Here is a 20,401-nt window from a genome sequence, read left to right as displayed (position 1 = left end):
GGTCCATCACGACTGAATCGCGGCGGATTCCGCATGACGAGGAACGTGATGGCACGTATCCGCGATCGGGAGATCGAGGCCTGGGGCCACCGGGGGCCTGCTCACGGAAGAGGTCGGGCGAGGCGCAGTTCACCGGGCGAACGCCGAGCCGCAACAGCGCCTCGCGCTGTGCGGGACCCGGGGGCTGCCGCACGACGATCGGAGGTTCCGCTCAGCAGAGAAGGATCTGGACACGGACAGGGCTTCGCGATCCTGAGTGCGAAGAATGCTGCCGGGTGACCTCCGTCGCGCAGGCGTGGAGATCCGGTGCTGAGGAGGGAATACCTGCCTGCACGGGGGGTGAGGCCGTCGTGCTCCCCGCCTTGTGACGGTGCTGGAGCGTGACGTCACCGTCGACGCCCTCCAGCGGAGCGCTCGGCCCTGACCCGTCGAATACGGACACGGAGTGAGAATGAGTTGCCGTGTCGACGGTCTGCGGGGTCTGGGAGGAGCCGCCGAGAGCGAACGCGGAAATCATCAGGAGCACGGCGATACCGGCGTAGAAGGCCAGCATCTTCCTGCAGCGCATTCCTACGCTCCCTGTCCCGGTCGATTCGGCCCGTAGGGCGAAGTGCCAAAGCCGCTCGGCGAATTGCCGCCGCAGGACTGCACTCTAACAGCCCGAACTGAACCGAACCTGAAGCGCATTTCTCCGTACGGCTCACGCGCTGCCGGGGCCGTACGTCCACCGACCCGGCGGGGCGGCGGGGTCGCGTCGGCCGCAAGGGCGGGCGAGCACGCGCGTGCGCCCGGCGCCGGCCTCCCAGGAGAAGTTCCGCTGTCCCTGTACGTCCGCGTAGCGGTGGTGGACCGCAACCATGGCTAACCCCTCTACTTTGATTTGTTGGTTAGTTCCATCGCGCCGCTCGCATCTAACCGGTCAACGGGAGCTGCGGCGGTTAGGGGTGGAGAATTCGCGTGAATGTGGGAACCCGTCCCTCCGCCAGATGCGATGGCTAGGGTCTGACGAATGGAGACCATGGGAAATCGGCGGGCGAGACGTGTGACGGCGGCCTTGGTAGGAGCCGCTGCTGCGGTGGTGTTCGGAGTCGGCGGTGCGCTGGCCGCGGGTACGTCGGACGAGGGGCGGACCGGCCGGGACCCGGTACCCGCGGAGAGCGTGCCCCCAGGACCGAGCGGTGGCGGCGACGTCTCGGGCGGCTCTGACGGTGGCGGAAGCGTGAGTGGCTCCGGCGGCGTCGACGGAGGGTCTGACGGTGGCGGAAGCGTGAGTGGCTCCGGCGGCGTCGACGGAGGGTCCGACGGTGGCGGAAGCGTCAGTGGGTCCGGCGGGTCGGAGGGCGGCGATGCCGGATCCATCGGGGGGCCCGAGCCCAGCGCCCACCCGAGCGGCCCGGATCCCACGGGCGGACCGAGCCCCTCGCCGACGGCTCCGGTCGATCTCGCGGAGGTCGCCCAGCGGATCGACGACCTGGAGAAGAAGGTCGACGAGCTGCCCACGAAGAAGGATCTGGCCGATGCGCTGCGCGCGTTCGCGGACTCCTTGGAGCAGCAGGACTGAGACGGGGCGTAAACGTGGCCCCGGCGCCGGCTCTCCGGTCGCGACGGGGCCGCGTCCGCCACGGGAGCCGGGCGCCGGCCGCGACCGGGCGGCCCCGACAAGGCGGGTACTCCGCGTGCTCGGGACAGCCCTCAGACGCGTTCCAGGGCCCGGTAAGGGGGCGTCGGCAGCTCGACCCCGATGGTGTCGCCGGCGCGGACCGTCCCGCCGTTACGGACCACGGCCATGACGCCCGACTTGAAGGTGAATTCGCCCGACACGGGATCCAGGGCGAAGACCTCACCCAGCAGCCCCGGGCGGAAGTCATTGATCTTCGCGCACGGATTGCGCAGCCCGGTCACCTCCAGCACCGTTTCCTCGCCGAGGCGCAGCAGGGTTCCGGTGGGGAGGCCGAGGAGATCCACTCCCGCGGTGGTGACGTTCTCGCCGAGCTGGCCCGCCGACACATCGAAGCCCTTGAGGGCGAGCTCCTCGAAGAGTTCCTCGTGCATCAGGTGGACCTGGCGCAGGTTGGGCAGGTCCGGTTCGTACGTCATGCGGAACTGGTGGCGGATCGTGGTGCCCGCGTGCACATCCCCCTCCACGCCGAGTCCGGCGAGCAGCGTGATGAACGGGTGGGTGGGTTTGCTGAACCCGTACCGCTCGTTGCGGCTCACCGCGGTGACCAGGCCGCCCATGGAGTCCTCCGTGTGTCGTCGTCCGTCGCTGCCCGATCGTACGGAAGGTCTGTCCGGGGCCCGGAAGCCCGGGGGACCCACGGGCTGACCGGCGCGGGCCGCCGGCCGGACTCATGCGGGCGCGCCGCGACCGAGCGCCCGAAAGGATGAATCGACCGCCGAACCCGGCGTGCCCCGAGGACGGAGGCCGCACTCTGCCGAGAGGGACGGCCGATGCCGCACCCGCCGTGCGGTGCGCGGCGGCGGCGAGGGGGAGTGGGCAGTGGAATCAGCCAAGGGCCGGCCGCGGGTGCCGTTGCGGGACCGGGCGCGCTACCGGTTCGACCGCACGCTCGCCCGTTCCCCCGGCACGCTGATGGGCTGGCTGGTGATCACCTGCCTGGCCGTCGTCGTCCCGGTCAGCCTGCTGCTGGTGTGGACCGATCCCGGATCGCCCACGTCCCTCTCGGAGCGGCTGATCGCGACATGGCGGATCAGCGCCGAGACGCTGCGCTTGGGCGCGGCCACCGGTACGCCACTGCGCCTGGTGCTCTCCGCGGTGCTCGGGTTGGTCGCGCTGCTCTGCGTGTCGACCCTCGTCGGGGTGATCACGACCGGACTGGCCGAGCGGATGGCGGAGTTGAGCAGGGGGCGGTCCACGGTCCTGGAGGAGGGGCACGTCCTGGTGCTCGGCTGGTCCGACCAGGTGACCACCGTGGTGAGCGAGCTGGTCGCCGCCCGGGCCCCGCGGCGGCCGCGCGCCATCGTGCTGCTCGCCGACCGCGACAAGGCGGAGATGGAGGAGGCGCTGACCGCGCGGGCCGCCCCGGCTGCCCGCGCCCGGATCATCTGCCGCAGTGGTCCCGCCAGTGATCCGGACGTTCTCGCACTCGTCAGCCCGCGGTCGGCGAGCACCGTGGTGGTGCTGCCGTCGGCGGAACCGACGGCCGACGCCGAGGTGCTGCGCATCCTGCTGGCCCTGCGGGCGGTCCTCGGCGAGGACACGGACGGGCCGCCGGTACTCGCCGCGGTCCGGGACGACCGGTACCGGGCCCCGGCCCGGCTGGCCGCGGGCCCCCGCGGCACGGTCCTGGAGACCGACACCGTCACGGCCCGGCTGATCGCGCAGTGCGTCGGCCGCCCGGGCCTCTCCCTCGTACTGCGCGACCTTCTCGACTTCGCGGGCGACGAGTTCCATGTCGCCGACGCCACCGCGTTCCACGACGGCCCCTTCGGAGCGACCCTGCTGAGCCACCCGGACTCCTGCGTGGTGGGGCTGCTCACGCCCGAGAGCCGTACGCTGCTGAATCCGCCCGCCGACACCGTCGTCCGCCCCGGAAGCCGCCTGATCGTGCTCGCCCGCGATGACGCCGGTCCCCGCGTGGAGGACTGCCGGAACCTCGTCGACGCCTCGGTGATCGCCGCTGCACGGGCCGAGCCGACCGGCCCCTCCCGGCTGTTGCTGCTCGGCTGGAACCGCCGGGCCCCCCTGGTCCTGGACCAGTTACGGAGCACGGCCCGCCCGGGCTCCGTCGTGGACGTGGTCGCCGACAGCGCCGTACCCGGGCCGAGAGAGCCGGAGGGCGGGGAGCCGTCCGGGCCGGACGTGCGCTTCCGGTCGGCTCCCCTGTCGCGGCCCGAGACCGTGCTCGGCCTCGACCTCGATCCGTACGAAACGGTGGTCGTCCTGGGCCCGGACCGGGGCGACGGCCCCGACCACCCGGACGACTGGACCCTGGTCACGCTGCTGGCGGTGCGACTGCTGGAGCAGCGAACCGGACGCGAGACGCGTGTCGTCACCGAGCTCCTCGATGACCGGAACCGCCCCCTGGCACCCGTCAACAGCGGCTCCGACGTCATCGTCAGCGGGATGCTCATCGGTCTTCTCATGGCTCAGATCGCCCAGAACCGGCATATGGCTCCCGTCTTCGAGGAGTTGTTCTCCGCAGAGGGCAACAACGTCTGTCTGCGGCCTGCCGGTGCCTACATCCACCCAGGAGCCGAGGCCACGTTCGCCGATGTCGTCGCCGCCGCGCGGGACCGGGGCGAATGCGCGATCGGCTACCGTCGGCACGATGTCGCCCGCACCGGACCCGGGGACCACGGCATCAGACTCAACCCGACGAAGGGCGAGCGGCGCGTCTGGCACGCCGAGGACCAGGTGGTGGTCGTCGCGACGGACCACCATAATCTGCCCACGGTCGCCGCCGGGGATTGCGGGACAGCCCTCAGCCCCAGGTGAGCGGGTCGAGATGGAGGTAGAAGCGCAGGCGCTCCTGATCCGGGGCGATGCCGTACCGCTCGGCGAACGCCGCGTCCGCGACCTGCGCCCGCTCCTCGTCCCCCCATGTCTCGCGTGCGTTGGCGAGCAGCAACGCCAGGTCGGCGTGACGGTCGGCCGCTCCGAGACGGCCCAGGTCGATGAAGCCCGACACCTCCAGGGTCTCCGGATCGAGGATGATGTTGGGCAGACACAGATCGCCGTGGCAGACGACCGAGTCGGCGGCCTCCTGATCCCGTCGCCGAGGGATCTCCCCGGTGAGGCGGGCCAGCAGCTCGGCGGGGGGCACGAGTTGCTGCTCGACCGGGAGGAACTCCGGATGCACGGCCCCCCGGGCCACGACGTCACGTGCGACGGCGACCACGGAGTCCAGCCCCCGGCGGAACGGACACGAGACCACGGCCACCTCGTGAAGCCCACGGACCGCGTCCGCGATGTGCCCCCAGGAAGCGCGAAGATCCTTGGCGCTCACCTGATCAGCGGGCACGCCGGAGACAGCACGGGTGACCAGGCAGGCGCCCGCGTCGGCGGTGTACCAGTCGAGCACCCGGGGACCTGGCACGCCCTGATCGCTCAGCCAGGCGATCCGGTCGCGTTCCGCCTCAAGTCCCGCCGCGTCCGTGGCGGGCACGCACTTGGCGTACCGGGTGGCGTCCACGGAGCGAAAGACGGAGGCACCCGATTCGCCCGCGGCGACAGGCAGCCAGTCGCCCCCCACGCCGAACAGCACCGGAGAGACGGCCCCGGGATCGCGGTGATCACTCATGGCGGAGACTCTAGCCAGCCCGGCGTACCGGGCCGGCCCGGAGCCACCCGAACCGGACTCCGTGTGACAGGCTCGTTTATGCTCCCGCTGGGGGCTGACCGGAAGGCAAGCTGAACATGACTGGGCAACGCGACCGTTGGGCGGAACTGACCGGTGGACAGGCGGGGGAGGAGTACGCCCAGCGGTTCGCACGGCTCGCCGAGTCGGGCCACGACATCCACGGTGAGGCCTCCTTCTGCGCCGCGTTGCTGGAACCGGCCGCCCGCGTGCTCGACGCGGGCTGCGGCACCGGCCGGATCGCGATCCGCCTCGCCGAACTGGGCCACCACTGCACCGGCGTGGACGTCGACTCCTCGATGCTCGCCGTCGCGCGCCGCGAAGCACCCGCACAGGACTGGCTCCTCGGCGATCTGGCCCGGCTGGACGCCCTCGGCCTGGATCCCGACTTCGACCTGGTGCTCGCCGCCGGAAACGTCATCCCGCTGCTGGCCCCCGGCACCGGAGCGACCGTTGTCGGGCACCTGGCCGCCGCCCTGCGCCCCGGCGGTCTGCTGGTCACCGGCATGGGACTGGACGCGGCACACCTGCCCCTCGACGAAGCTCCGGTCACCATCACCGAGTTCGACCGGTGGTGCGCCCGGGCCGGACTGAACCTGCGGCAGCGCTACGCGACCTGGAACGGCGACCCGTACGAGGACGGCGGCGGCTACGCGGTCAGCGTGCACACCCGACCGGCCACGTGACCCCGCGGCCTCTCGGGGAGTCCGCTCCCCACCGCTCGCTCACCGAAAGTCCCCCTTCGCGATCCTTCCTGTCCCAGGACCTGGAGATACCGGCATGCCACGCGTCGTCCTCGTCGAAGATGATCCGTCCGTACGCGACGGCGTCGAGATGGGGCTGCGCCGCCGCGGCCACGAGGTCCTCGCCACCGCGACCGGCGAGGCCGGCCTGGAGGCGCTGGACGTCTTCCGCCCCGACCTCCTGCTGCTCGATCTGATGCTGCCCCTGATGGACGGTGTCGAGGTGTGCCGCCGCGTACGCGCGAAAAGCCAGCTGCCGATCATCATGCTCACCGCGCGCGGCGATGACGTGGACATCATCGTCGGTCTGGAGGCCGGTGCCGACGACTACGTCGTCAAGCCCGCCCGTACCGAGGTCATCGAAGCCCGTATCCGTGCTGTGCTGCGCCGTATCGAAGCCCCGCCCGGCACCCGGCCCGCCGTCGAACACCACGCCTACCTGGACATCGACCGTTCCGGTCACACCGTCCTGAAGTCGGGCCGGCCGGTCCCGCTCGCACCTTCCGAGCTGAAGCTGCTGCTGTTCCTGTCCGCGGCTTCGGGAAAGGTCTTCAGCCGGCAGCGGCTCCTGGAAGAGGTCTGGGACCACAGCTACCACAGCGATGTGCGCCTGGTGGACGCCTGCGTGCGCCGACTCCGCATCAAGATCGAAGACCCGTCCGACAGCCCTCGCTACATTCAGACCGTGCGGGGATTCGGCTACCGCTTCGGCCCGCTGTGAAGATACCCGGAGCGGCCGCCGCGTTCGGGGTGCGCACCCGGCTGGTGCTCGCGTTCCTTCTGGTGGCCGCGGTCAGCGCGGCCACGACGGCCGCGTTGACCTACCGGGAGGCGCGCAGCGCGGTCCTCGAACGCGCACAGGACACGGCCGTCGCCTCCTTCCGCGAGGAGGTCGAGCGGTTCGTCCCCGGCCTGCCCCTGGACCCGGAATCGGTCCGGTGGGACCTGTACGACATCGCGGCCCGTTCCAAACCCCATCCGTGGATCGTGTTCGCCGAGTACGGCTCCGTGCGCGTCTCCTCGGGAGACCGGCCCGTCTCCGGTGTGCTGACCGGGGAGCTGCGCCGTGCCGCGCGGACCGCGCCGCACGGCGGCTTCCAGCGGGTCGTCAAGGACGGGAACGCGTATCTGACGATCGGGATGCCGGTGATGACACGGGTCGTCGCGGGCGGCGGCGCGGTGCCCAGCGGTCTGGTCCTCTTCGCCGTGATGCCCATGACGAACGAGGAGACGGACATCGACGCACTGGTGACCGCCGCGCGCGACGGTGCGCTGCCAGGGCTGGTCGTGGCCCTGGTGCCCGCCCTGTTCGCGGCGCGCAGCGTGCTGCGCCCCGTCCGTGAACTGCGCCGTGCCGCGGACTCCATGGGCGGCGGGCAGCTCGACGCGCGGATCACCGTGCGCGGCAGGGACGAAATGGCCGACCTCGCCCGGACGTTCAACAGCTCGGCGGCCCGCCTCGAACACTCCGTACAGGAACTCCGGGACGCCGGGGGGCGGGCCCGGCGTTTCGCCTCGGACGTCTCGCACGAACTGCGCACCCCCCTCGCGGGGATGCTCGCCGTCACGGACGTTCTGGACGAGGAGGCCGGGACGCTCGACCCGGACACCGCCCGGGCGGTGCGCCTGATCAGCGCCGAGACCGGGAAACTGGCCGTGCTGGTGGAGGACCTGATGGAGATGTCCCGCTTCGACGCCCGCGCGGCCGGACTCAGCACCGACGAGGTGGACGCGGCGGAGGCCGTACGGAGAACCCTGTCCGGCAGGCAGTGGCAGGACCGGGTCCGTGCGGAGCTGCCCGAGGGCGTCCGCATCCGCCTCGACCCGCGACGCTTCGACGTCATCGTGGCCAACCTCGTCGGCAACGCCCTGCACCACGGGGCCGAACCCGTCACCGTCCGGCTGTCGGCCCGAGCGGGTGCGCTGATCACCGAGGTGCGCGACAGCGGCCCCGGAATCGCCCCCGAAGCGCTGCCGAACGTCTTCGACCGCTTCTACAAGGCGGACGCCGCACGTTCCCGCTCGTCGGGCAGCGGCCTCGGACTCGCTATCACCCAGGAGAACGTGCGCCTCCACGGCGGCACGATCCGTGCTTCGAGCCCGCCCGGCGGCGGCGCGCTGTTCACCGTGGAACTGCCCTTCGACGGGCCCGCCGCCTCGGGCCACGGCGTGCCGGACGGTCAGGCTGCCGCACTCGGCGAACGGCCGGGGGCCGGCTCCGACAAGGACATGGGGGCCCACGCGTGAGGCAGCGGGCGTTGCGCGCGGCCGGGCTGACCACGCTGCTGGTGCTCGCCGGGGCGCCGCTCTCCGGCTGCGGTATCCAGGAGACGGGCGTGGTCGGGGCCGGGAGGCCGCCGGTCGGCGACCTGTTGCCCCCGCGTGACACACGGGTGCTGTTGTTCTTCTTCTCCCCCGACGACGAACTGCTGCCCGTGCCACGGATCGTCGACGTCCCCTGGCAGGGCGACCCGGAGATTTCGGCCTCGGAGAGAGAGGAGGCGAGCAAGGCCCTGTCGCCCCTGACGGCTGTCACCGCCCTGCTCGACGGGCCGAACAAGGCCGAACGGCGGGCCGGACTCCGCAACGCCCCCACACTGCCGCATGAGGCGTCCGCCGTGGACCGGGTCGTGACGGGGAATTCCACCGTCGAGGTCAGGCTGGACCTGCGGGTGAGGCGGCTGTCCGCCCCCGCCCGCGACCAACTCGTCTGCACGGCCGCCTTCGCCGCCCAGACGCAGGGGGCCCTGCCCGTCACCCTGGTCGGACGGGACGGTCGCCTCGCTCCGGCCGACTGCTCCCTCCGCCCGGTCCCGGCCCCGGCACGCTGAGCGCCCGAAGGGGGAGCGGGAACGGGCGGAGGGAGTGGGCCACCCAGCCGACGGCATGACAGCGGCCCGCCGGAACTTCCGTTCCGGCGGGCCGCTTCGCCCGGGATCACCCCGGGCGGTGTTCCGCCCGGGGGCGCCTCACCTTCCGAGGAAGGCGTTGTGGATCGTGACTGTCGACTCGTTGCCGCTCTTGTCGGTGACGACGGCCTTCAACGAGATCGCCTTGTCCTTCGCGGGGGCGCTCACGGTGACCTTGCCCGCGGTGACCTTGGCGGGCAGCCACTTCTCATTGTCGTACGACACCGTCACCCGCAGCGACTTCAGGCCGGCTCCGGCCGCCGCGCCCTGCACCACGACGGGGAACGTCTGCTGGGAGCCTGCCGGAACGGTGGAGTCCAGCGCGAGCCGCGGCTGGAAGCGGACCGTGGAGACCGGCAGCGTCGCCGGAGCTTCGGTGCGGGCCGAGGTGAAGGTCCACGAGGCGTCGATCCGGTTCCCGGCGCGGTACACCGCCGGGTTCCGGTTGATGGTGGTCGCCACCTTGTACGTGGCGGACTCCGCAGGCAGCGCGAAGAACCGCTCGTCGATGGCCGCGTCCTCCTTCGCGTACAGCACGCCGTCACGGTGGATGGTGGTGGTCGCACCGGCGTACCGGGCGAACCCGGGATGGCCCGGCCCGTCACTGACCAGCGCCAGCGAGCCGTAGAGGTTGTCGCCGTCGCGCACGAGCCCGTCGCCGGCCTCGATCCGTGGCCCCATCACACCGGCGTGGAAGGTCTCGGTGTGCGTCGTCCCCGGCTCGAAGCGTCGTGACTGCGCGAAGGAGTAGGCCCCTTCGACCTGCCGGTTGCCCGCCGCGTCCTTCTCACCCAGCACACCGGCCGCGATATTCCAGACGGCGTCGTCGTCCGTGGACAGGTACACCTTCCGGGTCCCCGGCAGGGGGTGCGCCGAGTAGAGCGGGGCGATCCCCCCGTTGGCCAGTTCACCGTCCGCCCTGACGATGCCGTCGAGGCCGGGCACGGACGATCCGATCCGCACCTTCACCAGGGCCATGTTCTTGGTCGTGTACGTCTTGCTGTAGCCGGTGGCCAGCTCCGGGACCAGACTGCCGGCGAGCGCGTTGTACTCGGTGGCCCCCTGCTTCCAATGGGCGGACCACTGCTGGTAGAGCGAGGAGTCGCCGGTCACCGGGGAACCCTGGTACGCGGTGCGGACGTTGTCGAAACTCGTGAAGTCGCTCCACAGAGTGATGCCCGTCTCGGGCGTGCTGAGGGAGTACATCATCCCCGCGCGCGTCGGAGTGGCCGAGGCGTCCGGCACCTTGAACGTCACCGGCCGCGTGGTCCGGGCGTCGAGGTCGACCGTGGTCGGGCCGGTCACCGAGAACCGGGGGTTGTTGATCAGGTCGGCGCCCTTGCCCGGAGCCGCGGGGTCGACCAGCAGGTCGGCCGACAGGTTGTAGGTGCCGCGCGGCAGCCGGACGGTGGCGGAACCGGACGACAGGTCAGGGAAGAACCGCAGGCCCGAGGCGTGACCAACGTACCCCTTCAGGTCCGCCTGCCAGCCTGTGCTGGGTGCGCCGTTCCGTCCGGTGGTGTTGAAGGTGACCTCGTACGACTCGGCCTCACGCTCCACCGCTGCCGCCGTGCGCACGCTCTGGCCGCCCCCGGACGCCACGACCGTGGCGGAGTAGGAGCCGTCGACCGTACCGCCGAGGCGGGTGTCGGCCGTCAGGTCCACGGCGGCGGTCCCGCCCGCCGGGACCGTGACCCGCTGGGCTCCGAGGGTGAAGAAGCCGGCCGGGGCGGGCTGTCCGTCCCCGCCGGTCGGCGCGGACAGCGACAGGTCCAGCGTCACGTCGGCGCTGCCGTTGTTGCGGTACGTCACCTGCTCGGTGACGGGGGTGTCGTCGGTGTGGGGCCAGGTCTGGGTGCCCAGGTTCACGGAGACCGGCTCGGCGACGACCGTCTGGTCAATCGCCCTGTCGACGGTGAGCCGGCCCGCGCCCTGCTGGAAGACCGAGTGGGCGCCGTCCTTGGCCGAGCCCGTCAGGGCGGCCTTGATCTGTGCGCCGGTCCAGGTGGGGTTCTTCTGCTTGAGTATCGCCGCGGCCCCCGCTACGTGTGGAGTCGCCATCGACGTGCCGTTGAGGCTGTGGTATCCGGGCGGGTTCTGCCCCGCCACGCCCTCCGCCGCGGCCGCCGTGATCGAGACGCCCGGCGCGGTGATGTCGGGCTTGACGGCCTTGTCACCGGTACGGGGACCGACGCTGGAGAAGTCGGCCATCAGGTCGTTGTCGTCGACGGCGCCGACGGTCAGGGCCGCGTCGGCGCTGCCCGGCGACGCGACCGTGCCCTGGCTCGGCCCGTTGTTGCCCGCGGCTATCGCGAACAGGACGCCCTTCTCCGCGGAGACCTTGTTGACCTGGGCCTCCAGCGGGTCGATGCCGGGGGTGTCGAGGCCGCCCAGGCTCATGTTGATGACGTCGGCGCCCTGGGCGACGGCCCAGTCGACCCCCGCGATGATGCTGGAGTCGTCACCGAAGCCCCGGTCGTCCAGCACCTTCGCGTTGATCAGCCGGGCTCCGGGGGCCACGCCCTTGAACCGGGCGTCCTTCGCCCCGGTGCCGGCCGCCGTCGAGGCCACATGTGTGCCGTGCCCGTCACGGTCCCGGGCGTCCGGGGAGCCGCTGAAGTTGCGCTCAGCCGCGACCCGGCCCGCCAGGTCCGGATGGGTGGCGTCGATGCCCGTGTCCACGACGGCGATCTTCACACCGGTGCCGTCGAACGACCGGGCCCAGGCCGCCGGGGCGCCGATCCGACCGGTGCTGCGGTCGAGCGAGGCCTTGCGCACACCGTCGAGCCAGATCCGCGCGATGCCGGACGCGGTGGCCGCCGAACCGTCCTTCCGCTGACGCGTCAGGGCGTCCCACAGAGCGCCTTCGCTGTCGGTGGCCGCGGCACTGGTGACGGCATCGGCGTCGAGGGCCGACAGGGTCCGGCGGACGGTGGTGCCGTCGGCGGACCGCACTTCGGCACGGGCTGACCCGGCCGCCGCTCCCCGGTATCCGACGATCACCTTGAGCCCGGCCCGGTGGGCCTGGAGGCTCTCCGGCTCGGCCAGAGCGGTGATGTCGAACAGCCGCCGGTCCAGCCTGCCGTCGGCGATCAGCTGCCGGGCGTCACGCGGCACCACATGGGTGCGGCCGTCGTGGATCTCGGTGAAGAAGGGGATGTCCTCCCGGCCCGTGGCCCGCTGGATGCCACCGACCCGGCCCTTGGCGTCCACGAGGACCCGGTCACCGGTGATCAGGGTGACGGTGTCGACGGCCCGGTCGTCTGCCTTTAAGGCCTTGGCGCTGGTCGGGGATGCCGTGTCCGGGCCGCCGGTCTTCCCGGACGCCGGAGCGGTCATGCCGGCGGTCAGGGCGACCGAGGCCGCGGCGACGAGCGCGTACGCCCTCGTTGATCTTTTTCGCAAGATTGTCCCTGCTCAGGAGTGGTTCGGGCGGGCGAAGGCCCGGCCGTACGGGGCGCGTTCGGATACGCGTTCGGCCCCGGATTCCTGAAGTATGCAGAGGCTGTTCGGGCGCACTCAATGATCGTTGTGTAACAGCGGGGCACCCGGAAACGGCCTGCTCGCGAGGGCGTACGGCACGGGATCAGCCGGACGGCGTGACCGGACTCCACACGCCCAACCACTGCTCGGCGCCGTACTCCTCGAACCGGGTCACCTCGGTGAACCCCAGCTTCCGCGCGAGGCGCATCGACGGGGTGTTGGCGATCTGTGTGCAGAGGACCACCGGTTCGCCCGGCCGCGCGGCGGCGAACCAGCCGAGTACGGCGGCGCACGCCTCGGCGGCGTACCCGAAGCCCCAGGCTTCCGGCAGGAACAGGTAGCCGAGTTCGGTCTCCCCGGCATCCGGACGGAGGCGATCCGGGAGTTCCCCGGGCCGACGGTCGAGAGTGATCGTGCCGATCATCGCTCCGTCGAGCTCGACCACGAAGAAGCCCCGCCGTCGCCCCGGCACCTCGGGGACGGAGCGTTCGAGAGCGTCGCGCGGTTGCGGACCGCCGATGTGAGCGCCCACCTCCGGTGATGCGAACAGCTCGACGAACGCCGCGCGGTCCCGCGCCTCGGACTCACGGAGCACGAGCCGTCGCGTCCTGATCGGGGCGGGCGGCCAGGTGGCGCTGGGGAGTTCAGCCATGGCGGGCAAGCTATCGCACGGCGCGCGAGGAGCCGCCCCGCCCCCCTCGGCGACATCTCCCACGGGCCGGTCACCACGCGTCGATGACCGGTACGCCGGGTTCGTGGTGCTGCCACGCCTCGTCGAGGCGCGCGAGCCGGTCCGTGGCGGCGATGCCGTACAGGGACGCGACCTTGCCGTCGCTGACCTCGAAAGCCACGGCGCCCACGACCCGGCCCCCGACCACGGCGACGACGGCCAGGGTGCCGTTGACCCGCGCGAGATGCATCGCGAGCGAGCCGCCGGCCAGCCGCCGCTTCGCCGGCGTCGGCTTGAAACCCGCCCGCACGAAGGAGGCGACCCGCTCGCGCGACGTGTACCGCAGCAGCCGCCTGGCCAGTCCGGCGCCGTCCGAGACCGCCGTCACGTCGTCGGTGAGCAGCGCCACCAGCCGATCGGTGCGCCCGGACGTGGCGGCGGCGAGGAACTCCTCGACGACCCGGCGCGCGGACGCGGGGTCTGCCGCGCAGCCGCGGCGGCGCTCGGCGGCGACCCGGGTACGGGCCCGATGGGCATGCTGCTGGCTCGCCGACTCGGTGATGTCGAGGATCGCGGCGATCTCGGCGTGGCTGTACGAGAAGGCCTCGCGCAGGACGTAGACGGCCCGCTCGGCCGGCGAGAGGCGCTCCAGGAGGGTCAGTACCGCCAGGGTCACCGATTCACGCTGCTCGAAGGTGTCGGCAGGGCCGAGCATCGGGTCGCCGTCGAGGAGCGGTTCGGGCAGCCACGCGCCGGCCGATCGCTCGTGACGCGCCTGTGCCGAGCGGAGCCGGTCGAGGCAGAGGTTGGTGGCGACCTTGGTCAGCCACGCCTCGGGTACCTCGATCCGCTCGCGGTCCGCGGCCTGCCAGCGCAGGAACGTGTCCTGCACGGCGTCCTCGGCGTCGGCCGCCGAGCCGAGCAGACGGTACGCGAGCGAGGCCAGCCTGCTCCGGCCGGCCTCGAACTGATCGACGGCTGTGCTGTCCATGCGCAACAGCCTAGGAGGCGACCCGCGTACCGGCCCGGCCGGGCGCGGGGGCAAGCCGGTGCCTGCGCTTCGGCAGGCCGAAGGTCGGATGGGGGATGCCCCACCAGGCGCCCTTGAGCACGCCCGACTTGAGCCGTGCGGCGGTTCGGCCGCCCAGGTACCAGGCCTTGGACCGGGCGTCCCCGTCCACCATCTGGAAGATGGCGTCCCGCCGTCCGAGGCTGATGTGGTTGCCGAAGTACTTCAGCCCGGTGGCCGGGACCTCGCGGCCCGTCAGGCGCGCGATGATCGCGGCGGTCGCCCGCATGTTGGTGAGACCGGCCGAGGCGCAGGACATCGGCAGCGGCCGGCCGTTCTCGCCGATCGCGTAGGCGCAGTCGCCCGCGGCGTAGACGTCCGGGTGGGAGACCGAACGCATGGTGCGGTCGACGACGATCTGGCCCGTCCCGGCGACCTCCAGTCCGGCGGCGGCGGCCATGGGGTGCACGGCGAACCCGGCCGACCACACGGTCACATCGGCCGGGACGGACCTGCCGTCGGTGGTGAGCACCCGGGTCGGCTCGACGGCGTCGACGGCGGTGTGTTCGTGCACGGTGACGCCGAGCCGGTCGAAGGCGCCGCGCAGATGACGACGCGCCTTCGGGGAGAGCCAGGCGCCCAGCTCGCCGCGGGCCGCGAGCGCGACCGAGAGCCCGGGCCGCGACTCGGCGATCTCGGTCGCGGTCTCGATGCCGGTCAGCCCCTCGCCGACGACCACGACGGTGCCGCCCCCGCCCAGGCCGGCCAGGCGCTCGCGCAGACGCAGCGCCGAGGACCGGCCGGCCACATCGAAGGCGTACTCGGCCGCGCCGGGGACGTCATGGTGGGCGACGGAGCTGCCGAGCGCGTAGAGAAGGGTGTCGTAGGCGAGTTCACCGGCGCCGTCCTCGCCGGCCACGGCGACGGTCCTGTGCTCGGGGTCGATACCGGTGACACGCGCCAGACGCAACCGCACCCCGGTGCCCGCGAACACGTCGGCGAGCCTGCGGGAGGCGAGCTCCTGGCCACTGGCGAGCTGGTGGAGGCGCATCCGTTCGACGAAGTCGGGTGCGGCGTTGACGACGGTGATCTCGGTGTCGGCGGGGGAGAGTCTGCGGGCCAGGTTGCCGGCGGCGAAAGCCCCGGCGTAGCCGGCGCCGAGTACGACGATGCGGTGCTTCATGACATGGCTCCTGTCTCGTTCGCGTACCCCTTGAACGGGACAGCGCTCCGATTGCTGACAGGGGTCGGATGTGAGCCGGGTCACCCGGTGGACCCATCCCTTCGGCGCCCGGCTCCGAATCACTGGTGAGGGCGGGCCCGGACTTCTTCCGAAGGAGCAGGTGGGATCGATGGCCCGGACACGATCACTCCTCACCCCTGATCTTCCGCCCCGTTTCGAGACGCCGGACCTTCCGGGGGCGCGGACCGGCGACGCCGTTCGGTCACCACTGCCTCTCGCGCGGGACCAGGGCGGACAGGGCGAGGCACCACCACCGGAACCCTCCGGTCGGCCCGCTGTGACGCGCTGACCCCGGTAGTCGCCCGACCGAATTTTGTACGTTTTGCCCGTATGTAGTGGGTCGTAACCACAAAAAGGGACTTTTCGCCGTGCGCGAGAATTTGCCACGCCGCGAAGAGAAGAGCTATAAGAGGCATGTGGTTCAGGCGCCGCCGGGAATTCCGGGGAGGCCGCCATGGAGGTTTCCCATGTTTCTGACTCCGTCCGACACGGAGAAATTGCTACTGAGTGTTGCCGGAATGATCGCCCGTGACCGGCGCGCCCGCGGCGTCCGCCTCAACTACCCGGAGACCGTCGCCCTGCTCGCGTGCTGGGCGATGGAGCGGGCCCGTGAGGGAGCCCCGGTCAGCGAGCTGATGACGGCGGGAAGGGCCGTGCTCACCCGTGCTGAAGTGCTGGAAGGCGTCCCCGAGATGCTGCACGACGTCCAGGTCGAGGCGACCTTCCCGGACGGGCGCAAGCTCGTCACGATCACCTCGCCGATCCCGTGATCCCCGGCGAGATCCGGACGGGCTCCGGAGTCGTGCACATCAATGCCGAAAGCACGGTATTGCCTCTCACCGTGGTGAACGACGGAGACCGGCCCATTCAGGTCGGATCCCATCTGCATTTCTCCGACGCGAATCCGGCTCTTTCTTTTGACCGGACCGCCGCCCGGGGATTTCGGCTCGATATTCCGTCGGGGACGTCGCTGCGCTTCGAGCCGGGCGTCGGCGTCGACGTCAGCCTCGTCGAACTCCGCGGCCGCCGCCGCGTTCCCGGCATCGTGCTGCCCGAGGCCCGGACCCCCGCGCCCGCCCCCGCCCCCACACCTCGAACGGAGGACCTAGTGACATGGCCCAGCTGACCCGTGCCGCCTACGCCTCGCTCTACGGCCCCACCACCGGGGACCGGATCCGCCTCGCCGACACCGATCTCTGGATCGAGGTCGAGGAGGACCGTTGCTTCGGCGGCGACGAGGCCGTCTTCGGGGGCGGCAAGTCCATCCGCGAGTCGATGGCCCAGGCCACCGCGTCCCGGGCCGAAGGCGCACCCGACCTGGTCATCACCAACGCGGTCGTCCTGGACCACTGGGGCGTCGTCAAGACCGACATCGGCGTTCGCGACGGGCGGATCGTCGCCCTCGGCCGCTCCGGCAACCCCGACATCAGCGACGGCGTCCATCCGGATCTGGTGATCGGCCCGGGCACCGACGTGATCTCCGGCGAGGGCCGCATCCTCACGGCCGGAGCCGTCGACACCCATGTCCACTTCCTGATGCCGGAGACCCTCCACGAGGCGCTCGCCACCGGCACCACCACCGTCATCGGGGGCGGCACCGGCGCCACCGAGGGCTCCAAGGCCACCACCGTCACCCCCGGCGCCTGGAACCTCGCCATGATGCACCGGTCCCTGGACCGCGTCCCGCTCAACGTCATGCTGTTCGGCAAGGGCTCCACCGTCGGCGAGGAGGCCCTGCGCGAGGCGGCCCTCAGCGGCGCCGGCGGCTACAAGGTCCACGAGGACTGGGGAGCCACCCCCGCCGCGATCGACGCCGCGCTGCGGGCGGCCGACGCCTACGGCCTCCAGGTGGCGCTGCACGCGGACAGCCTCAACGAGGTCGGCTACGTCGAAGGCACCCTCGACGCCATCGCCGGACGCGGTATCCACGTCTTCCACGCGGAGGGCGCGGGCGGCGGCCACGCTCCCGACATCATCACCGTGGCCTCCCACCCGAACATCCTCCCGGCATCCACCAACCCGACGCTCCCGCACACCGTCAACACCGTCGCCGAGCACCTCGACATGCTGATGGTGTGCCACCACCTCAACCCCCGGGTGCCCGAGGACCTCGCCTTCGCCGAGTCCCGGATCCGGGCCACCACCATCGCCGCCGAGGACGTGCTGCACGACATCGGCGCACTGTCCATCACCTCCTCCGACGCCCAGGCGATGGGCCGCATCGGCGAGGTCGTCTGCCGCACCTGGCAGGTCGCCCACGTCATGAAGCAGCGCTTCGGCGACCGCGGCAGCGAACTGCCCGCCGACAACGAGCGAGCGCGCCGGTACGTCGCCAAGTACACGATCTGCCCGGCCGTCGCCCACGGCATCGACCACGTCGTCGGCTCCGTGGAGCCCGGAAAGCTCGCCGACCTGGTGCTCTGGGACCCCGCCTTCTTCGGGATCCGGCCCGCCGCCGTCATCAAGGGCGGCATGGCCGTGTACGCGCCGCTCGGCGACGCGGGCGCGGCGATCCCCACCACACAGCCCGTCCTCATGCGCGCCACCGCCGCCGCCGAGGCCGCGCCGCACCTGTCGGTCAGCTTCGTCTCCCCGTTGGCGCTGGCCGACGGGCTGGCCGAACGTCTCGGCCTGGTCCGGGAGTTGGTCGCCGTACGGCCCACCAGGCACCTCACCAAGGCGGACCTGCCGAACAACACGGCGCTCCCGGCCATCGACGTGGATCCGGAGACCTTCGCCATCCGCATCGACGGGGAGCTCGTCGAGCCCGCCCCCGCCGCCGAACTGCCGCTGGCCCAGCGGTACAGCATGTTCTGATGTCGCTTCTCGCCCCCTACCTCCTCGCCGACGGGCGGCTCCCGGTCGGCGCCCACACCTACAGCGCGGGCCTCGAACCGGCCGTCGCGGCGGGCCTCACCCGCGCGCAGATCCCCGCCCTGCTGAGGGCCCGCCTGCACACCACCGTCGTCACCGAAGCCGCCGGCGCCGTACTCGCCCTGCGGGCGGCCCAGCGCGATCCGGTGGACTACACGCCCGTGCAGGAGGCGCTCGCCGCCCGGACGCCGACGGCCCCGCTGCGCGAGGCCTCCGCCGCACTGGGCCGAGGCGTGCACCGCCTCGCCCGCCGGCTGGCCCCCGGCCATCCCGCGGTCACCGCCCTGACCCGGCTCCACCCGCGCCCCCTGCGGCCGGTCACCCTCGGGGCGCTCGGGGCGGCCCTGGGGGTGGGGGAGGAGGCGCTGGCCCACGGCGTCGTCTATGACGAACTGCAGACCATCGCCTCCGCCGCGCTCAAGCTGCTGCCCGGCGACCCCCTCGACTCCGTCGCGTGGATCGTCGCCGCCGAGGCGGACGCCGCGCGAGCCGTCACCGAAGCACTGGCCGTGCGCACCCCCGCCGAACTCCCCGCCCGTACACCACCGCTCACCGAGCAGTGGGCACTCGAACACGACCGACGCGAACGGAGACTCTTCCTTGCCTGACAACGCTTCCGCCCAGCAGCCCGGACAACCCGCCCAGGGCCCCAACGAGCACTATCACCAGCCGCTCAACCAGCCGCGCGCCCTGCGCATCGGCGTCGCCGGCCCCGTCGGCACCGGCAAGAGCTCCATCCTCGCCACCCTCTGCCGCGAACTGGCCGGCGAGCTCTCCATGGCCGTCGTCACCAACGATATCTACACCGACGAGGACGCCCGATTCCTCCGCTCGGCCGGCGTCCTGCCCACCGAGCGCATCCGCGCCGTCGAGACCGGAGCCTGCCCCCACACCGCGATCCGCGACGATGTGAGCGCCAACCTCGACGCGGTCGAGGACCTGGAGGAGGCCTACGGACCGCTGGACCTGGTGCTCATCGAGAGCGGGGGCGACAACCTCACCGCCACGTTCAGCCCCGCCCTCGCCGACGCCCAGCTCTTCAGCATCGACGTCGCGGGCGGCGGGGACGTCGCCCGCAAGGGCGGCCCGGGCATCACCGGCGCGGACCTCCTGGTCATCAACAAGACCGACCTCGCCCCGCACGTGGAGGTCGACGTGGCCGCGATGGTCGCCGACGCCGAACGGGCCCGCGACGGTCTGCCCGTCCTCGCGCTGTCCAAGCACGACCCCGAGTCGATCGCCCAACTGGCCGACTGGGTGCGAGCCGTGCTGGTACGCCACCGCTCCGGCACCCATGTGCCGACCGACCCCGGCCCGATGGCGCCCCACAGCCACAGCCACGACGGCTCGTGACCGGCCCGCCCGCGCCCGCCGCCCGCCCGGCCGAGCCCGACGACCCCACGGTCGTCGCCGTCGAGCGTGACGCCTCCGGCCGGCACCTCGCCCGCGAGCTGTCTCCCGGGGCGTTCCTCGCCCCCCGCCCCCTGCTGCCCTGCGCGGACCGCCTGCGGATCGCCCTCGTCGGCACCCGGGCGGGGCTGCTGGCCGGCGACGATCTCCGGCTGCACGTCTCGGTCGGCCCGGGGGCCCGCCTGGAACTGGTCGAACCCTCCGGTCTGGTGGCGTACGACCACCGGGGAGGGAGATCGGCGTGGCGGGCCAGGATCGACATCGCGGCGGGAGGCCGACTGGACTGGGACGGGAAGCCGTTCGTCGTCGCGCACGGGGCGTGGGTCGACCGCACGATGGAGGTGACGCTCGCTCCCGGCGCCCGGATGCTGTGGCGCGACACCCTCGTCCTGGGCCGCTCCGGGGAACGCGGCGGCCGCGTCCGGGCCAGGACCCGGGCCGTGCACGAGGACCGGGAACTGCTGGTCGAGGACCTCGACCTGACCGACCCGGACATACGCGAACTCCCCGGCGTCCTCGGCCCGAACCGGATCATCGGCTCCGTCACCGCCCTCGGCGCCCGCCCGCCGGGACCGCCCCACCCCTACCGGACGGACCTCGCGGGCCCGGGGGCCCAGGTCCGGCTGCTGGACACCGAGGCCCCGGCGCTGGAAGCGGAGCTGTCGGCACTGTGGGACCACTGGCGGACCGAGAACGAAAGCGAATGACGCTCGTCAGGGGCGTCCCAGCACCGTGAAGG

At 72.1% G+C, this 20,401-nt stretch carries 18 protein-coding genes; 12 read left to right on the top strand and 6 right to left on the bottom strand.

Annotation, left to right across the window (positions count from 1 at the left end):
• Positions 1-1,267 precede the first annotated feature (1,267 nt).
• Positions 1,268-1,561: a hypothetical protein gene (locus tag AB0F29_RS34665; RefSeq protein WP_361880838.1), complete on the top strand. Its 294-nt coding sequence runs from the start codon at positions 1,268-1,270 to the stop codon at positions 1,559-1,561.
• 131 nt (positions 1,562-1,692) lie between these two features.
• Here the strand turns inward: AB0F29_RS34665 and AB0F29_RS34660 are convergent, their stop codons facing one another.
• A complete protein-coding gene (locus AB0F29_RS34660) occupies positions 1,693-2,238 on the bottom strand; it encodes an MOSC domain-containing protein (protein WP_361880835.1) in 546 nt (181 codons plus the stop codon).
• A gap of 262 nt (positions 2,239-2,500) precedes the next feature.
• On the opposite strand from AB0F29_RS34660, the gene AB0F29_RS34655 reads away from it, so the two are divergent.
• Positions 2,501-4,459, top strand: coding sequence for an NAD-binding lipoprotein (locus AB0F29_RS34655; protein WP_361880832.1), 1,959 nt, complete (start codon positions 2,501-2,503; stop codon positions 4,457-4,459).
• Here the strand turns inward: AB0F29_RS34655 and AB0F29_RS34650 are convergent.
• Positions 4,446-5,264 carry an APH(3'') family aminoglycoside O-phosphotransferase gene (locus AB0F29_RS34650; protein WP_361880829.1) on the bottom strand — a complete coding sequence of 273 codons (819 nt, stop codon included), beginning with the start codon at positions 5,262-5,264 and terminating at the stop codon, positions 4,446-4,448. The genes AB0F29_RS34655 and AB0F29_RS34650 overlap by 14 nt on opposite strands.
• A 116-nt stretch (positions 5,265-5,380) precedes the next feature.
• Here AB0F29_RS34650 and AB0F29_RS34645 point away from each other — a divergent pair, with 116 nt between their 5' ends.
• The 4 genes from AB0F29_RS34645 (at position 5,381) to AB0F29_RS34630 (ending at position 8,895) form a co-directional block, all read left to right on the top strand.
• Complete coding sequence (locus AB0F29_RS34645; protein ID WP_361880826.1) at positions 5,381-6,007, top strand: class I SAM-dependent methyltransferase; 627 nt, start codon at positions 5,381-5,383, stop codon at positions 6,005-6,007.
• Positions 6,008-6,101: 94 nt separating this feature from the next.
• Positions 6,102-6,785 carry a response regulator transcription factor gene (locus AB0F29_RS34640; RefSeq protein WP_361880824.1) on the top strand — a complete coding sequence of 228 codons (684 nt, stop codon included), beginning with the start codon at positions 6,102-6,104 and terminating at the stop codon, positions 6,783-6,785.
• Positions 6,782-8,311: a HAMP domain-containing sensor histidine kinase gene (locus AB0F29_RS34635; RefSeq protein ID WP_361880821.1), complete on the top strand. Its 1,530-nt coding sequence runs from the start codon at positions 6,782-6,784 to the stop codon at positions 8,309-8,311. Before AB0F29_RS34640 ends, AB0F29_RS34635 begins: the two co-directional genes overlap by 4 nt.
• Positions 8,308-8,895 (top strand): hypothetical protein, encoded by a 588-nt coding sequence (locus tag AB0F29_RS34630; RefSeq protein ID WP_361880818.1) that lies wholly within the window; start codon positions 8,308-8,310, stop codon positions 8,893-8,895. The genes AB0F29_RS34635 and AB0F29_RS34630 overlap by 4 nt, the downstream gene beginning before the upstream one ends.
• 138 nt (positions 8,896-9,033) lie before the next feature.
• Here AB0F29_RS34630 and AB0F29_RS34625 read toward each other — a convergent pair whose 3' ends face one another.
• From AB0F29_RS34625 to AB0F29_RS34610, 4 genes are all read right to left on the bottom strand, one after another.
• The gene (locus AB0F29_RS34625; RefSeq protein ID WP_361880815.1) at positions 9,034-12,378 is read right to left on the bottom strand and encodes a S8 family serine peptidase; all 3,345 of its coding nucleotides are present in this window, start codon (positions 12,376-12,378) and stop codon (positions 9,034-9,036) included.
• Positions 12,379-12,559: 181 nt separating this feature from the next.
• Positions 12,560-13,108: a GNAT family N-acetyltransferase gene (locus AB0F29_RS34620; protein WP_361880812.1), complete on the bottom strand. Its 549-nt coding sequence runs from the start codon at positions 13,106-13,108 to the stop codon at positions 12,560-12,562.
• Positions 13,109-13,178: 70 nt separating this feature from the next.
• Positions 13,179-14,117 carry a sigma-70 family RNA polymerase sigma factor gene (locus tag AB0F29_RS34615; protein ID WP_361880809.1) on the bottom strand — a complete coding sequence of 313 codons (939 nt, stop codon included), beginning with the start codon at positions 14,115-14,117 and terminating at the stop codon, positions 13,179-13,181.
• Positions 14,118-14,127: 10 nt separating this feature from the next.
• Positions 14,128-15,318 carry an FAD-dependent oxidoreductase gene (locus tag AB0F29_RS34610; protein ID WP_361880806.1) on the bottom strand — a complete coding sequence of 397 codons (1,191 nt, stop codon included), beginning with the start codon at positions 15,316-15,318 and terminating at the stop codon, positions 14,128-14,130.
• A 527-nt stretch (positions 15,319-15,845) separates the two neighbouring features.
• On the opposite strand from AB0F29_RS34610, the gene AB0F29_RS34605 reads away from it, so the two are divergent.
• Genes AB0F29_RS34605 through AB0F29_RS34580 form a run of 6 tightly spaced genes read left to right on the top strand, consistent with a single transcriptional unit; the run spans position 15,846 to position 20,369 of the window.
• Entirely contained in the window at positions 15,846-16,148 is a 303-nt protein-coding gene (locus AB0F29_RS34605) for an urease subunit gamma (protein WP_050363096.1), read from the top strand.
• Positions 16,145-16,504 (top strand): urease subunit beta, encoded by a 360-nt coding sequence (gene ureB, locus AB0F29_RS34600; protein ID WP_361880803.1) that lies wholly within the window; start codon positions 16,145-16,147, stop codon positions 16,502-16,504. The genes AB0F29_RS34605 and ureB overlap by 4 nt, the downstream gene beginning before the upstream one ends.
• Positions 16,492-18,195 (top strand): urease subunit alpha, encoded by a 1,704-nt coding sequence (locus AB0F29_RS34595; protein ID WP_361880800.1) that lies wholly within the window; start codon positions 16,492-16,494, stop codon positions 18,193-18,195. Before ureB ends, AB0F29_RS34595 begins: the two co-directional genes overlap by 13 nt.
• Entirely contained in the window at positions 18,195-18,860 is a 666-nt protein-coding gene (locus tag AB0F29_RS34590; RefSeq protein WP_361880797.1) for an urease accessory UreF family protein, read from the top strand. Before AB0F29_RS34595 ends, AB0F29_RS34590 begins: the two co-directional genes overlap by 1 nt.
• Positions 18,853-19,605: an urease accessory protein UreG gene (gene ureG / locus AB0F29_RS34585; RefSeq protein ID WP_018960958.1), complete on the top strand. Its 753-nt coding sequence runs from the start codon at positions 18,853-18,855 to the stop codon at positions 19,603-19,605. Before AB0F29_RS34590 ends, ureG begins: the two co-directional genes overlap by 8 nt.
• Positions 19,602-20,369, top strand: coding sequence for an urease accessory protein UreD (locus tag AB0F29_RS34580; protein ID WP_361880794.1), 768 nt, complete (start codon positions 19,602-19,604; stop codon positions 20,367-20,369). Before ureG ends, AB0F29_RS34580 begins: the two co-directional genes overlap by 4 nt.
• Positions 20,370-20,401 lie beyond the last annotated feature (32 nt).

This window comes from Streptomyces sp. NPDC026589, assembly GCF_040638385.1.
In the GTDB taxonomy this organism is placed as follows: Bacteria; Actinomycetota; Actinomycetes; order Streptomycetales; family Streptomycetaceae; genus Streptomyces.
Note: the sequence above shows the minus strand (reverse complement) of the source record. Positions and strands in the feature narration are given on the sequence as shown.

Bases quoted from the DNA above. Each gene is read 5' to 3' on its own strand.
- AB0F29_RS34660 (WP_361880835.1), bottom strand. From the start codon at position 2,238: ATGGGCGGCCTGGTCACCGCGGTGAGCCGCAACGAGCGGTACGGGTTC.
- AB0F29_RS34650 (WP_361880829.1), bottom strand. From the start codon at position 5,264: ATGAGTGATCACCGCGATCCCGGGGCCGTCTCTCCGGTGCTGTTCGGC.
- AB0F29_RS34645 (WP_361880826.1), top strand. From the start codon at position 5,381: ATGACTGGGCAACGCGACCGTTGGGCGGAACTGACCGGTGGACAGGCG.
- AB0F29_RS34640 (WP_361880824.1), top strand. From the start codon at position 6,102: ATGCCACGCGTCGTCCTCGTCGAAGATGATCCGTCCGTACGCGACGGC.
- AB0F29_RS34620 (WP_361880812.1), bottom strand. From the start codon at position 13,108: ATGGCTGAACTCCCCAGCGCCACCTGGCCGCCCGCCCCGATCAGGACG.
- AB0F29_RS34615 (WP_361880809.1), bottom strand. From the start codon at position 14,117: ATGGACAGCACAGCCGTCGATCAGTTCGAGGCCGGCCGGAGCAGGCTG.
- AB0F29_RS34610 (WP_361880806.1), bottom strand. From the start codon at position 15,318: ATGAAGCACCGCATCGTCGTACTCGGCGCCGGCTACGCCGGGGCTTTC.
- AB0F29_RS34605 (WP_050363096.1), top strand. From the start codon at position 15,846: ATGTTTCTGACTCCGTCCGACACGGAGAAATTGCTACTGAGTGTTGCC.
- AB0F29_RS34595 (WP_361880800.1), top strand. From the start codon at position 16,492: ATGGCCCAGCTGACCCGTGCCGCCTACGCCTCGCTCTACGGCCCCACC.
- AB0F29_RS34590 (WP_361880797.1), top strand. From the start codon at position 18,195: ATGTCGCTTCTCGCCCCCTACCTCCTCGCCGACGGGCGGCTCCCGGTC.